Origin of the sequence: Rhodoferax ferrireducens (assembly GCF_031458075.1) — a bacterium.
Taxonomy (GTDB): domain Bacteria; phylum Pseudomonadota; class Gammaproteobacteria; order Burkholderiales; family Burkholderiaceae_C; genus Rhodoferax_B; species Rhodoferax_B ferrireducens_A.
Genome location: NZ_JAVDXT010000003.1, coordinates 457726 through 471727, shown reverse-complemented (window position 1 = coordinate 471727; position 14002 = coordinate 457726). Strand labels below are relative to the sequence as shown.

The 14002-nt window shown below is 63.2% G+C and carries 14 protein-coding genes and 1 pseudogene; 11 read left to right on the top strand and 4 right to left on the bottom strand.

Going from position 1 to position 14002, the window contains the following annotated elements; all coding sequences use genetic code 11:
• The first annotated feature begins 1 nt into the window (after nucleotide 1).
• Nucleotides 2-742 carry a hypothetical protein gene (locus tag J2X19_RS17625; RefSeq protein WP_310375140.1) on the top strand — a complete coding sequence of 247 codons (741 nt, stop codon included), beginning with the start codon at nucleotides 2-4 and terminating at the stop codon, nucleotides 740-742.
• Between the two features lie 22 nt (nucleotides 743-764).
• On the opposite strand, the gene J2X19_RS17620 is transcribed toward J2X19_RS17625, so the two are convergent.
• Together J2X19_RS17620 and J2X19_RS17615 are read right to left on the bottom strand one after the other, a co-directional pair.
• Nucleotides 765-1727, bottom strand: coding sequence for a Bug family tripartite tricarboxylate transporter substrate binding protein (locus J2X19_RS17620; RefSeq protein WP_310375139.1), 963 nt, complete (start codon nucleotides 1725-1727; stop codon nucleotides 765-767).
• A gap of 26 nt (nucleotides 1728-1753) precedes the next feature.
• The gene (locus J2X19_RS17615) at nucleotides 1754-2821 is read right to left on the bottom strand and encodes a tartrate dehydrogenase (protein ID WP_310375138.1); all 1068 of its coding nucleotides are present in this window, start codon (nucleotides 2819-2821) and stop codon (nucleotides 1754-1756) included.
• A gap of 102 nt (nucleotides 2822-2923) precedes the next feature.
• On the opposite strand from J2X19_RS17615, the gene J2X19_RS17610 reads away from it, so the two are divergent.
• On the top strand, nucleotides 2924-3841 hold the full coding sequence (locus J2X19_RS17610; RefSeq protein ID WP_310375137.1) for a LysR family transcriptional regulator: 918 nt from the start codon (nucleotides 2924-2926) through the stop codon (nucleotides 3839-3841).
• A gap of 9 nt (nucleotides 3842-3850) precedes the next feature.
• Here the strand turns inward: J2X19_RS17610 and J2X19_RS17605 are convergent, their stop codons facing one another.
• Nucleotides 3851-4786, bottom strand: coding sequence for a LysR family transcriptional regulator (locus tag J2X19_RS17605; protein ID WP_310375136.1), 936 nt, complete (start codon nucleotides 4784-4786; stop codon nucleotides 3851-3853).
• A gap of 88 nt (nucleotides 4787-4874) precedes the next feature.
• On the opposite strand from J2X19_RS17605, the gene aptA reads away from it, so the two are divergent.
• Nucleotides 4875-6227, top strand: coding sequence for an omega-aminotransferase AptA (gene aptA, locus J2X19_RS17600; protein WP_405048681.1), 1353 nt, complete (start codon nucleotides 4875-4877; stop codon nucleotides 6225-6227).
• A gap of 5 nt (nucleotides 6228-6232) precedes the next feature.
• Nucleotides 6233-6535 (top strand): cupin domain-containing protein, encoded by a 303-nt coding sequence (locus J2X19_RS17595; protein ID WP_310375135.1) that lies wholly within the window; start codon nucleotides 6233-6235, stop codon nucleotides 6533-6535.
• A gap of 17 nt (nucleotides 6536-6552) precedes the next feature.
• Here the strand turns inward: J2X19_RS17595 and J2X19_RS17590 are convergent, their stop codons facing one another.
• Nucleotides 6553-7605, bottom strand: a complete 1053-nt coding sequence (locus J2X19_RS17590; RefSeq protein ID WP_116607618.1) for a LacI family DNA-binding transcriptional regulator — start codon at nucleotides 7603-7605, stop codon at nucleotides 6553-6555.
• A 138-nt stretch (nucleotides 7606-7743) separates the two neighbouring features.
• Here J2X19_RS17590 and J2X19_RS17585 point away from each other — a divergent pair, with 138 nt between their 5' ends.
• The 7 genes and pseudogenes from J2X19_RS17585 (at nucleotide 7744) to J2X19_RS17555 (ending at nucleotide 13908) form a co-directional block, all read left to right on the top strand.
• Nucleotides 7744-9258 carry a sugar ABC transporter ATP-binding protein gene (locus J2X19_RS17585; RefSeq protein WP_310375134.1) on the top strand — a complete coding sequence of 505 codons (1515 nt, stop codon included), beginning with the start codon at nucleotides 7744-7746 and terminating at the stop codon, nucleotides 9256-9258.
• Nucleotides 9255-10265: an ABC transporter permease gene (locus tag J2X19_RS17580; protein ID WP_310375133.1), complete on the top strand. Its 1011-nt coding sequence runs from the start codon at nucleotides 9255-9257 to the stop codon at nucleotides 10263-10265. Before J2X19_RS17585 ends, J2X19_RS17580 begins: the two co-directional genes overlap by 4 nt.
• A gap of 147 nt (nucleotides 10266-10412) precedes the next feature.
• Complete coding sequence (locus J2X19_RS17575) at nucleotides 10413-11333, top strand: sugar ABC transporter substrate-binding protein (protein WP_116607621.1); 921 nt, start codon at nucleotides 10413-10415, stop codon at nucleotides 11331-11333.
• A 127-nt stretch (nucleotides 11334-11460) separates the two neighbouring features.
• Nucleotides 11461-12474 (top strand): Gfo/Idh/MocA family protein, encoded by a 1014-nt coding sequence (locus J2X19_RS17570; protein WP_310375132.1) that lies wholly within the window; start codon nucleotides 11461-11463, stop codon nucleotides 12472-12474.
• A 17-nt stretch (nucleotides 12475-12491) separates the two neighbouring features.
• Nucleotides 12492-13433, top strand: coding sequence for a sugar phosphate isomerase/epimerase family protein (locus J2X19_RS17565; RefSeq protein WP_310375131.1), 942 nt, complete (start codon nucleotides 12492-12494; stop codon nucleotides 13431-13433).
• 17 nt (nucleotides 13434-13450) lie between these two features.
• Nucleotides 13451-13588, top strand: a pseudogene (locus J2X19_RS17560) (sugar phosphate isomerase/epimerase); the annotation flags it as partial.
• A 56-nt stretch (nucleotides 13589-13644) separates the two neighbouring features.
• Complete coding sequence (locus J2X19_RS17555) at nucleotides 13645-13908, top strand: MurR/RpiR family transcriptional regulator (protein ID WP_310375130.1); 264 nt, start codon at nucleotides 13645-13647, stop codon at nucleotides 13906-13908.
• The last annotated feature ends 94 nt before the right edge of the window (nucleotides 13909-14002 follow it).

Sequence of the window (14002 nt, the reverse complement as noted above, 5' to 3'; positions counted from 1 at the left end):
GATGCGCCAGCCCCCTCCACCGCACAGCGTGCAAGACCTGCTCAGTTCCTACTTCTGGAGCGGCGATGCCATCCGCAGCCGCAGCGTGGGAAGCGCCGTGCTGTCAGGCAAGGTGGATGTGCCGGCGCCGCCTGCCCGGCTGGTGGCAGATTGGGAGCGGGATATATCGGAGCGCTTGGGCCTGGAGCCCGGCGACGTAGAGGCCCTGCCTTTGCCGCGCGCACGGACCCGCTGGCCCGACTACAAGCTCTGCGTGCAGGCGGTAGCCGATTGGACGCACTCGCTCGGTCTGCAGGAGGTACTGGCGTCCGCCGAGGTCGCCCTGATGGCCTGCCGCGGCGCACGCTACCACCATGACGGCGCGCAGTACGGTAGCGCGGCGTTTTGCAATCTGTTCCTGAGCGAAGACCAGGGGCTGGACTTGCACTTCCCCTCTGCCGGCCTGCGTATCCCCCTGGTCAAAGGGACGGTGGTGGTGTTCGATACCGGCCAGCCGCACGCCGTGGTTGACCGCCGCAGCACCGGCTTCGATGTGGCCGACTTCCCGCCCGACCGGGACTGCAGCCAAGTCTTTCTGACCTGGGAGCTGCCCATCAAGAACACCGATGTAGCGCGCGCGCTGGGGGTTTGCTTTGACATCGATCCTGCAACCGCGGCGCAACTGGATGAGGAGCAGGTCTGGTGGAATGGCGCACCGGCCAGCGTGTGCCCAAGTTCCGGCCGGTGGCGGCAGGCGGGCTAACGCCAGACCGCACGCCAGGGCTTTAGTCGACGCTGACCTTGGCGGCGCTGACCAGCTTGGCGAAGCGCTCGGTGTCGTCCTTGATCTGGCGGGCCATCTGCTCGGAGCTGTTGCCCACGGGCTCGGCGCCGATGTCGTCCATCTTCTTGCGGAAGTCGGGGCTGTGGATGATCTTCACCATCTCGGTGTTCAGGCGCAGCACCACGTCCTTGGGCGTGGCCGCAGGCACCAGCACGCCGAACCAGGTGCCCAGGTCAAAGCCTTTCAGGCCGGCTTCGTCCAGCGTGGGCACCTCGGGCAAGGCGCTGGAGCGCTTGGCCGTAGTCACCGCCAGCGCACGCAGCTTGCCGCCCTTAATGTGCTGCAGCACCGGGGTGATGGTGTCGAAGGACATGGTGATCTGGCCGCCCAGCAGGTCGGTGGTCAACGGGCCGCTGCCCTTGTAGGGCACGTGCAGCAGCTGTACGCCGGCCATGCCTTCGACCTGCGCGCCGATCAGGTGCTGCACCGTGCCATTGCCGTTGGAGCCGAAGGTCAGCTTGCCGGGCTCGGCCTTGGCCAGGGCCAGCAGCTCCTTCACCGATTTGGCCGGCAGCTGCGGGTTGACGGTCAGCACATTCGGCACCAGGGCCACGGTGGTGATGGGCGCGAAGTCTTTCTGGAAGTCGTAAGGCAGCTTCTTGTAGACGCTGGTCGCGATGGTGTGGTGTACCGCCCCCATCAGCAGGATATGGCCATCGGGCTTGGCCTTGGCCACGTAGTCGGCGCCCAGGGTGGCGCCGGCGCCGGGCTTGTTTTCCACGATCACCGGCTGGCCCAGGCTTTTGGACAGCTCCTGGCCCAGGGCCCGGGCCAGCACGTCGGTGGTGCCGCCCGCTGGAAAGGGCACGACCAGGCTGATCGGCCGGCTGGGGTAGCTCTGGGCCAGGGCACTGAGGCTGTGCAAGGCAACGGCGGCGGCGATCCAACGGATTCTTGTGTGCATGTTTGTCTCCTAGCGTGGATCGGCCGTTAGGCCTGCAGGAAGGCGCAGACGGCCTGCGTCACTTGCGCGGTGGTGGCCTGGCCGCCCAGGTCGCGGGTATGCAGGGCCGGGTCGGCGGTGACCTTCTCGATGGCGGCCATCAGGCGCTTGGCGGCGGCCGGCTCGCCCAGGTGTTCGAGCAGCATCACGCAGCTCCAGAAGGTGCCGACCGGGTTCGCCAGGCCCTTGCCCATGATGTCGAAGGCCGAGCCGTGGATGGGCTCGAACATGCTGGGGTAGCGGCGCTCGGGGTCGATGTTGCCGGTGGGCGCAATGCCCAAGCTGCCGGCCAGCGCGGCGGCCAGGTCGCTGAGGATGTCGGCGTGCAGATTGGTGGCGACGATGGTGTCCAGCGTGGCCGGGCGGTTCACCATGCGGGCGGTGGCGGCGTCGACCAGTTCCTTGTCCGAGGTGACATCAGGGAACTCCTTGGAAATCTGCACCGCGATTTCGTCCCACATCACCATGGCATGGCGCTGGGCATTGCTCTTGGTGACCACGGTGAGCAGCTTGCGTGGCCGGCTCTGCGCCAGCTTGAAGGCGTAGCGCAGGATGCGCTCGACGCCGACGCGGGTCATCATCGACACGTCGGTAGCGGCCTCGATAGGGTGGCCCTGGTGCACGCGGCCGCCTACGCCCGAGTACTCGCCCTCGGAGTTTTCACGCACGATGACCCAGTCCAGGTCTTTCGGGCCGCAGCGCTTCAGCGGGCCGTCAATGCCGGGCAGGATGCGGGTGGGCCGCACATTGGCGTACTGGTCGAAGCCCTGGCAGATCTTCAGGCGCAGGCCCCACAGGGTGATGTGGTCGGGGATGTGCGGGTCACCGGCCGAGCCGAACAGGATCGCGTCTTTGTCGCGCAGCGCGTCCAGGCCGTCGGCGGGCATCATCACGCCGTGCTGGCGGTAGTAGTCGCCGCCCCAGTCGAAGCTTTCGAACGCGAACTGGAAGCTGTTGCCGGCGGCGGCCAGGGCCTGCAGCACGGTCTGGCCGGCGGGCACGACTTCCTTGCCGATGCCGTCGCCAGGGATGCTGGCAATTGTGTAAGTCTTCATGGGGGTCTCCTAAGGGGTTGCGGTGGTGCTGATTCTTCCGGTTCCGCTGGGAAAAATTCACTGCTAAAGTGAAAGCATCTTTAACTATGGGTTAACGCTGTCATGGCCAACGCCACCGACCTGCAGTTTTTCTCGACCCTGGCCGGCAAGGCCAGCCTGAGCGCGGCGGCGCGCGAAATGGGCATCAGCACGGCGGCGGTCAGCAAGCACCTGGCGCAGATGGAAGCGCGCCTGGGCGTGGCCCTGGTGACGCGCAGCACCCGGCGTATGGGCCTGACGCCCGAGGGCGAAACCTACCTGGGCCACGCGCGCCGCATCCTGGCCGACATGGACGACCTGGACCAGCTGATCGGCACGGCCCGCGTGGCGCCCAAGGGCTTGCTGCGCGTCAACGCCACGCTGGGCTTTGGCCGGCGCCAGGTGGCGCCGGTGATCTCGCGTTTTGTGCGCGCCTACCCTGAGGTCGAGGTGCAGCTACAGCTGTCGGTGCACCCGCCGCCTTTGACCGACGACAGCTTCGACGTCTGCATCCGCTTCGGTGCGCCGCCGGATGCGCGGGTGATTGCCCGGCGCCTGGCCGCCAACCAGCGCGTGCTGTGCGCCGCCCCCGCCTACCTGGCCCAGCACGGCATACCCAAGACGCCGCACGAGCTGGCCCGGCACAACTGCATAGGCATCCGCCAGGGCGACGAGGCCTATGGCGTGTGGCGCATCTTCAGCGGCCGCGGCAACAAGCAGAAGACCGAGACCCTGAAGGCCCGCGGCAACCTCAGCACCAACGACGGCGAGATCGCGGTGCAATGGGCGCTGGATGGCCACGGCATCGTGCTGCGCGCCGTGTGGGACGTGGCCCACCACCTGGACAGCGGCCGCCTGGTGCAAGTGCTGGCCCACTGCCAGACGCCCGAGGCCGACATCTACGCGGTAATCCCCAAGCAGCATCAGATGTCGGTGCGGGTGCGCAGCTTTGTGGATTTTCTGAGCGCGGCGCTCACGCAAGAGGTTGCGCGCAGTCCCTAGCCCCCGCCATCAGAGCCCGTGCGCGAGGCGCAGGCACTCCTGCAACAGCCGCGTCGCCGGTGAGGGCTCGGGCGTGCGGCGGGTGATGCCCAGGAACTGGCAGGCGTAGTGGAACAGCGCGGGCTGCACCGCGCGCATCTGGCCTTTTTGCACAAAGCCCTCGGCATAGTGGTCGGGCAGGAAGCCCAGGTAGTGGCCGCTCAGGATCAGCGTGGCGATGGACTCCTGGTCGAAGCCCGTGGCCTTGCGCGGCAGGCGCTCGCGCTGGCTGATCTCCATATTGGGCGAATGCTGGCCCAGGCCGGCAAACGGGTAGCGGCGCAAGTCGTCCCAGCCCATCGCCTGCATCATCTGTGGACTCTGACCAAACAGCACATGCTGCGCGCCGCAGTACAGCAGCATGGTTTCGCCAAACAGCGCGTCGTAGGCCAGGCTGTCGGCGTTGCGGTGGCCGGGGATGATGCCCAGCTGGAACTGGCCGTCCAGCACCCCGCGCTCGATGGCGTGGATGGTGGCCACGTGCAGGCACAGGCGCACATCCGGGGCCTGCTGCGCAAACTGGGCAATGGCCGCATGGATGCGGGCCTGCGGGTTGCTGGCGGTCTTGTCGAACACCGCCAGGTGCAGCTCGCCACCCATGCGCTGGTGCAGCGCATCGACGCTGGCGCGAAAGGCCTCGGCGCCCGCCAGCAGGCGCAGGGTCTCGGTATAGATCTGCTGGCCCTCGGGGGTCAACGCAAAGCCGCTGCGGCCGCGCCGGCACAGCGTCAAGCCCAGCCGGGTTTCCAGGTCTTTGACATGGCGGCTGACGGTGGAGGTGCCGATGTTCAGCTCCAGCTCGGCCGCCGCCATGCCGCCGCATTCGACCACGCTTTTGAACACCCGCAGCAGGCGGATGTCCATATCGGTCAGCTGGCCCAACACGGCGCGATTTTTTACTTGCATATATTGCTAACTGAATATGGATATTTAATGCTTTATAAGAGTAACAGACACCGCAAGAATGCGTGATCCACTTTTTACTGGAGCATCCATGGACATGACCGACAGCCAGCAACTCAGCCCCCGCCCCCGTACCGACGCCGCCTGGCTGGACGCGCACTGGATGCCTTACTCGGGCAACCGCAACTTCAAGGCCGACCCGCGCATCATCACCGGCGCCAAGGGCAGCTACTACACCGATATCGACGGCCGCCAGATCCTGGACGGACTCTCCGGCCTGTGGTGCTGTGGCCTGGGCCATGGCCGCACTGAGATCACGACCGCCGCCACCCGCCAGCTGGCCACGCTGGACTACTCACCCGCCTTCCAGTTCGCCCACCCTCTGTCGTTCGAACTGGCCAACAAGCTCAAAGAACTGACGCCCGACGGCCTGGACCACGTGTTCTTCACCGGCTCCGGCTCGGAAGCCGCCGACACTTCGCTGAAGATGGCGCGCGCCTACTGGCGCACCAAGGGCCAGGCCAGCAAGACCCGTTTGATCGGCCGCGAAAAGGGCTACCACGGCGTGAACTTCGGCGGCATCTCGGTGGGCGGCATCGGTGCCAACCGCAAGATGTTTGGCGAAGCCCTGCAGGCCGACCACCTGCCGCACACCCAGCTCAAAAGTAACGCCTTCTCGCGCGGCATGCCGAAGACCGGCGCCGAGCTGGCCGACGGGCTGCTGGACCTGATTGCGCTGCACGATGCGTCGAACATCGCCGCCGTGATCGTCGAGCCCATGTCCGGCTCGGCCGGCGTGGTGGTGCCACCGGTGGGCTATCTGCAGCGCCTGCGCGAGATCTGCACCGCGCACAACATCCTGCTGATTTTTGACGAAGTGATCACCGGCTTTGGCCGCATGGGCGCAATGACTGGCGCCGAGGCCTTTGGCGTCACGCCCGACATCATGAACGTGGCCAAGCAAATCACCAACGGCGCCCAGCCCATGGGTGCGGTGCTGGTCAAGAAGGACATCTATGACACCTTCATGGCAGCTGGCGGCCCCGACTACATGCTGGAGTTTGCCCACGGCTACACCTACTCGGCCCACCCCGTGGCCTGCGCGGTCGGCCTGGCTACGCTGGACATCCTGGTGCAGGAAAACATGGTGCAGCGCGTGCAAGCCATTGCCCCGCATTTCGAGAATGCGGTGCACAGCCTGAAGGGCGCCAAGCATGCCACCGACATCCGCAACTACGGCCTGGCCGCCGGCATCACCATCGCCGCCGTACCTGGCGAGCCGGCCCGCCGCCCGTACGAGATCGCCATGGCGATGTGGAAGAAGGGCTTTTACGTGCGCTACGGCGGCGACACCATCCAGATGGCGCCGCCCTTTGTCATCACCCCCGCCGAGATCGACAGCATGGTGAACGCCCTGGGCGAAACGTTGAACGCCCAGGCCTGAGTGGGATGAGCGGAACAAGCGCCGCGCAGCGCCCTTCGGCGGTACCCACGCTGCAAATCGACAACGATCGCGTCAAGGTCACCAAATGGCGCTTTCCACCCGGCGCCCATACCGGCTGGCATCGCCACGGCATGGACTATGTGGTGGTGCCCATGACCAGCGGTACCCTGCTACTGGAGACCCCCGACGGCGAGGTGCACAGCAGCTTGACCGCCGGCCAGTCCTACACCCGGCTGACCGGCGTGGAGCACAACGTAGTGAACGCCAACGACTACGAATTCGTGTTTGTCGAGATGGAGCTCAAGTAGCTGCTAGAAAATAGCCATCAAACGCTCTCGGGCGTCTGGGTGTCCAGTGGCACCACGCACTGCTGCAAGCCCAGGCCGGGCTGGTTCAGCACATTGATCATCATCTCGACCAGCCCGTTGGCCAGCCGCGGCAGGGGGTGCGACAGCGCGGCATGCAGATCGCCGGCGCGCAGACCCTGGCGCACATGCTGCGTCAGCTCGCGCACCACGCAGATCGGCCGGGTGCCGGGTGCGCCGCTGTAGTGTTCGCGCAGCGCCCGCACCACGCCATCGATACCGCTGCCAGCGACGAACACGCCGACGATGTCCGGGTGCCGGTGCAGCAGATCGCGCGCGCCCTCCTCGGCCAATTGGTCGTTTTCCAGCGTGAACAGCGGCTCCATCAGCTCAAAACCCGGTGCGTGCTCGCGTACAAATGAGCGAAAACTCATCTCGCACACCTCCTGGCATTGGAAGCGGTGGCTGCCGACGAAGGTCGCCAGCTTGCCCGGCTCGCGCGCCAGCCGGGTGATGAACCAGGCCGCGGTACGGCCCACGCTGCGGTTGTCCAGGCCGGCGTAGCCCGCGCGGGCCGGGGTGCTCAGGTCGGAGATCACCGCGAACACCGGCACGCCCTTGGCCTTGAGGCGCTCGACCTCGGCCCAGACCAGCGGATGGTCCACCGCAATCAAAGCCACGGCATCGACACGCTCGCCCATGTCACGCAGACGCAGCGATACCGCCTCGGGCGACAGATCGTCCATGTAGTCGATCTGCGGCTCGGTGCAGAACTCGCCGTGCTCCTGCGCGGCCAAGGCCAGCGACTCGCCCAGCTCCTGGTAGAAGGCCGCGTCGGTGCGCTGCAGCAGAAAACCCAAGGTATGGCGTACGCGCTTGCCGTGCACCCGCTCGCGGATCACGCCGGCCGCATGAAAGCCTATGGATTCGGCCACCGCGTGGATGCGCTGGGCGGTGTCGAGCCGCACGGGTGCCCGGCCGTTGAGCACGCGATCGACGGTGGACAGGCTGACGCCGGCGGCCTTGGCCACGTCGGCAATGGTGATTCGGCTGGGGTGCGGTGTGTTTGACATTTTTCTTTCAATACTAACCCTAATGAAATGCCAGTTTATGACAGTTTTTATTTCATTTTAGAACTTTTTTTCTATCGCACTCCTAGAATTCGCCCCATAGCGCCGGCCAAGCCAGCGCAACAAGGAGACAAAGTGCTGATGAAAGTCACAACCGACGACCTGGTGCTGGAGATGCACAAGATCACCAAGTCCTTCCCCGGCGTGAAAGCGCTGGACGGCGTGAACTTGCAGGTGCGCGCCGGCTCGGTGCATGTGCTGGTGGGCGAAAACGGCGCCGGCAAGTCCACGCTGATGAAGATCCTCAGCGGCGAGCATGCCGTGGACGCGGGCGAGATCTTCTTCAAAGGTGTGCAGCTGACCCACCAGAACACTCGCGCCGCGCTGGAACTGGGCATCGCCATGATCCACCAGGAACTCAGCCCGGTGCTGGACATGACCATCGCCGAGAACATCTTCCTGGGCCGCGAGCCCATGCGAAGCCGGTGGCTGAACCTGTTCGTCGACTTCGAACGCATGGCCCATGAAACCCAAGCCCTGCTGGACCGCCTGGGCCTGCCCTACCGCGCCGGCCAGAAGATGCGCGAACTCAGCATTGCCGGCATGCAGCTGGTGGAGATCGCCAAGGCCATCTCGCGCAACGCTGCGCTGGTGATCATGGACGAGCCCACCTCAGCCATCAGCGACACCGAGGTGGCGATGCTGTTTCGCCAGATCGCCGATCTGAAGGCGCGCGGCGTGGCAATCATCTATATCACCCACAAGATGGACGAGATCTTCCAGATCGCTGACGACATCACCATCATCCGCGACGGCCAGTACGTCGGCTCGGGCAAAGCGGCCGACTACGACCAGAACAGCTTGATCGGGCTGATGGTGGGTCGCACCATCTCCAGTATCTTCCCGAAGGAAACCGTAGCTATCGGCGAAGTCGCCCTGTCGGTGCGCGGCGCGACCCGGCACGGTGTATTCCAAAACATCAGCTTCGAGGTGCGCAAGGGCGAGATCCTCGGCCTGGCCGGGCTGATAGGCGCCGGCCGCACCGAGGTGGTCCGCGCCATCTTCGGACTGGACCCGCTGGACGCGGGCGAAGTCTGGCTGCATGGCCAGCAGCTGGATCTAAAGAAGCCCACCGACGCCATCCGCCACGGCATCGCCATGGTGTCCGAAGACCGCAAGGCCGAAGGCCTGGTGCTATGCCGTTCGGTCCAGGAAAACATCTCCCTGGCCAATCTGGAGAAATTCGCCCCCGGATTATTCCTGGATCTGAAAGCCGAAGCCGAATCGGGGCAGAAGATGCGCAATATGCTGCAAATCAAGACTGCCAATCTGAATACCGTGGTCGGCACCCTGAGCGGCGGGAATCAGCAAAAGATCGCCATTGCCAAATGGCTGCTGCGGGATTTGACGGTATTGATTCTGGACGAACCCACGCGCGGTATCGACGTGGGTTCCAAATCGGAAATCCACCGGCTCATGACCCAATTCGCCAAACAAGGTCTGGCCATCATCATGATTTCTTCCGAGTTACCCGAGATATTGGGCATGAGCGACCGTGTCGTGGTGATGCAGGAGGGAAAAATGCGCGGCGAACTCGACCGCACCGACGCCACGCAAGAAAACATCATGGCACTTGCAACAGGAGCACACGCATGAACGCGCATATCGAAAAAACCAATTTACCAAGCAGAACCAGCATGTTGCCAAAAATACGAGAAATGGGATTTTCGGAGATCTACCGTAAATACGGCACGATTCTGATATTCATTGGAATCTTTGTACTTTCATCATTTTTAAATGAAACCTTTCTGACCACGGGCAATTTGACCAATGTATTGCGCCAGGTGGTGGTGGTGAGTTTGCTGGCCTGCGGCGTGACTTTCATCATCATCCTGGGCCATATCGATGTGTCGCTGGGTTCGGTGGTGGCGCTGACCGGCACTATCGCCGCCAGCGTAATGGCGCAGACCCAAAACATCTACCTGGCGATTGCCGCTGGCATCGCAACAGGCATAGCTACAGGGCTGATCAACGGGTATGTAATCACTTACTTTAAGATTCCATCCTTCATCATGACCCTGGCCATGACCACGGTGGCACGCGGCGCGATTCTGCTGTACACGGCGGGCGTACCGGTCAGCGGCTTAGGGGATTTTCAGGTGATTGGGCAGGGAAATATCGGGCCGGTGCCTATTTCGGTGCTGATATTGATCTTCGTGGTGATGGTGTCCTGGGTACTACTAAACCGTACCAAGTTTGGCCGCCATGTCTATGCGGTCGGCGGTAATGCCAAGGCCGCGCTGGCATCGGGTATCAACACCGATGGCATATTGCGCCGGGCCTTTGTCTTTAACGGCATTCTGGTTTCCATTGCCGGAATTGTGCTGATGTCGCGGATTAATTCTGGACAGCCTGCCGCTGGTGTGGCTTATGAGTTTGACGCAATTACCGCCGTGGTGGTTGGTGGCACCAGTTTAATGGGCGGTACCGGAACGATTACCGGGACGGTGATTGGCGCCATGATTATAGGCGTCATCAACAATATCTTGAACCTGATGAATGTCAGCTCATATTGGCAGCAAATCGTCAAGGGCGTGATTATCGCAGTGGCCGTGATTCTGGACGTCAAGACCAAATCCGGCAGTGCCCGCAAAAAAGTCTGAATTAACCATCCTATCCACAGGAGGATTTCCTATCGAGCGATGAAACCACCACGCTAATCCGGGTCATAAGGTTTTGAGACAGCCGTGACCTTGTGCAAATACCGGTTTGCACAAAACCACCCATAAATATCCCAAGGAAATAGCACCATGAAAAAATTCATCTACACCTTTGCCGCCTGCGCCGTCATGATGGCCGTCACCCCTGGCGCGGCTTTCGCCCAGGCCAAGAAATTCGTCGTCGGCTATGCCAACCTGGCCGACACCGATGTGTTCACCATGAGCCGCAAGACCGCCTTCATCGATGCGGTCAAGGCCGACGCCAATGTCAGCGTCTCGTTTGCCGACGCCAACGGCGACATCAGCAAACAGCTGGACCAAATCGACAACTTCATCGCCCAGAAGGTGAATGCCCTGGTCATCGTGCCGGTGGACTACCAGGGCATCGTGCCCGGCGTGGAAAAAGCCAACAAGGCCGGCATTCCGGTGATCGCGCTGGGCATCGAATCGGCGGGCGGCAAGTACACCTTTGTCGGCTCCAAGAACCTGGACGCCGGCCGCATGCAGGGCGAGTTCATGAAGGACAAGCTGCCCAAGGGCGCGCAGATCCTGTATCTGCAAGGCCAGCCTGGTCTGTCCCACTCCAAGGAGCGCCTGGACGGCTTCACCAAGGCGATGGCCAGCCGCACCGACGTGAAGGTGCTGGCGAACCTGCCCGCCAATTACGACCGCGCCGAAGGCATGAAGATCACCGAAGACTGGGTGCAACGCTTCCCCAAGTTCGACGCCATCATCGCCGCCAATGACCAGATGGCGCTGGGCGCCCTGCAGGCGCTGAAGACCGCCGGCCGCAAGGGTGTACTGATTTCCGGCATCGATGGCACCGCCGACGCGCTGAACGCCATCAAGTCCGGCGACATGGCCCAGTCCATCTTCCAGAACGCCAAGGGCCAGGCCCTGGGCGCGTTCGAAGTCGTGCAGATGATCGAAAAAGGCCAGCCTTTGCCTAAGGAAAAGCTGGTTCCGTTCGAGTCCATCGTCAAAGAAAACGTCAACAACTACACGAAATAAAGCTCGCCTCCAGGCTTCGCCACCCCCTTGCAGGGGGTGAACCCGACGGTCCGGCAAAGCCGGTCCCGTGGGTTCCTGGCCTGAAAGCCGTTGTGCAAGTCTTACCTCCAAAGAAAGAAATAGCTCCATGGAACTCAGAATCGGCGTGATTGGTTGCGGCGCCATCGGCCAGGACCACGCACTGCGCATCCACCGCAAACTCAGCGGCGCACGCATCGTGGCCCTCAACGACATCAACCTGGCGGCGACACACGCCTTTAACGATACGTCCCGCCTGGACGCCAAGGTGTACGAGAACTACCAGGATCTGATCAACGCATCCGATGTAGATGCGCTGCTGTTGGCATCCTGGGGCCCGGCCCATGCCGACCAACTGCTGGCCTGCATCGCTGCCGGCAAGCCGGTGTTCTGCGAAAAACCCATGACCACCTCGGCCGAGAGCGGCCTGCGCGTGGTCGAAGCCGAAGTCCAGGCCGGCAAGAAGCTGGTGCAGGTGGGCTTCATGCGCCGCTTCGATGCGGGCTACCGTGCCCTGAAAAAGACCCTGAATGCCGGCACCATTGGCGATGCGCTGATGGTGCACTGCGCCCACCGCAACCCCAGCGTGCCCGAGATGTACGTGGGCGATATGTGCATCACCGACACCTTTGTGCACGAGATCGATGTGCTGCGCTGGCTGCTGGACGACGACTACGTCAGCGCCCAGGTGGTCGAAGGCCGCAAAAGCCGCAATGCCCACGCTGGCCTGCACGACCCGGTGATGGTGCTGCTGGAAACCAGCAAGGGCATCCGCATCGACACCGAAATTTTCGTCAGCTGCCGCTTTGGCTACGACATCCAATGCCAGGTGGTGGGTGAAATCGGTGCCGCCTTCCTGCCTGAGCCCGCCAGCGTGGCCCTGCGCCTGGAGGGCCGTGCCTCCACCGCCATCCAGACCGACTGGAAGCAGCGCTTCATCGATGCCTATGACGTCGAGCTGCAGGAATGGATCGATGCCACCCAGCGCGGCCAGGTCAACGGCCCTACGGCCTGGGATGGCTACTTCGCCTCCGCCACCGCCGAAGCCTGCGTGGAAGCGCGCCACAGCAAAGCCATCGTGCCGATCCGTTTGGCCGAACGCCCCGCTTTTTATTCCAAATAATCTCTCAGGAAACCACCGTGAAACTCTCCATCTGCACCGACGTCTACAACAATCTGTCCTACCCCGACATGCTGGACAAGGTCCAATCCCTGGGCGTAAACGCCGTCGAAATGACCGCTGGTGGCTGGGCCACCTGCCCCCATGTACCCACGGCCCAGCTGCTGGCCAGTGAAAGCAAGCTGCAGGCCTTTCAGGCCGAGCTGGAACAGCGCGGTATGGAAATCGCCGCTCTCAACTGCTCCGGCAACCCACTCTGCCCCGGCGAAATGGGCGAAAAGCACACCCGGTCCACCTACGACACTGTGGTGCTGGCGGGCAAGCTGGGCGTCAAGAAAATCGTCATGATGTCCGGCTGCCCGGCTGGCGCGCCTGGTGACAAGATACCGAACTGGATCACCTCTACCGTGACCGTACCCGACTACCTGGCACCGGCACTGGACTACCAGTGGAACGAAGTGGCCATCCCCTGGTGGAAGAAGTTCGCCGAACACTGCAGGGCCCACGGCGTGGAGCAGATTGCCATCGAGGAATTCCCCTGCATGCTGGTCTACAACCCAGCCACGCTGTGGCGGCTGCGCAATGCGGTCGGCCCCATCGTCGGCATGAACCTGGACCCCTCGCACCTGATCGCCATGGGCGCCGACCCCATCGCCGCGGCGCGCAACCTCAAGGGCGCGCTATTCCACATCCACGGCAAGGATGCGCGCATCGAGCGTGGCCTGTGCGACATCAATGGCCTGCTGGAGACCCGACCCGTCACCGACACGGAAAACCGCAGCTGGAATTACGTCGCCGTGGGCTGCGGCAAGGATCTGCAGTGGTGGAAGGAGTTCTTCTCGGTCTGCCGCATGGTGGGCTACGACGGCTATGTGTCGCTGGAAATGGAAGACCTGACCATGTCGATCGAGGCCGGCGTACTCACTTCAATAGACGCCTTGCAGCAAACCATCAGTCGATAGCCTCGCAAGAAGACGCCATGAAGATCGCTCTCGACCCGTACATGATCCGCCACCTGTCGCTGCCCGAGATCTGCCGCAAGACAGTCGAACTGGGCTACGAGTACATTGAACTCTCGCCGCGCGCCGACTTCCTCGAATGGTGGGCCCAGCCACGTGTCTACCCCGATGCGCAGCGAGATCCGGCGCTACGTGGACAAATACTGTAAGTGACATGCCGACGACCCCGCCCCCGACCCACGTGGAGCCGCTGCTGGCCTGCATCGACAGCGAGTGCGGCCGCCTGAGCAAGCAGCTGCGCACCATCGCCCGCTACGTGCAGCAGCACCATGCTGCCATCGGCCGCGAGAAGATCGAGAACCTAGCGCGCTGCTGCAACGTCCAGCCCTCGGCCGTGGTGCGCTTTGCCAAGCACTTCGGCTTCCACGGCTACCGTGACTTCAAGGCCGTGTTCCGCGGCGACGGCACCGCCCTATAGCTAGTTTTCGATAGCTCCTCACTCTGCAAAAAGACAAAAATCCAACGCCCAGACACCCTTTCCAGAGATACCAGTGAACCGGCGCTGCCAGGCG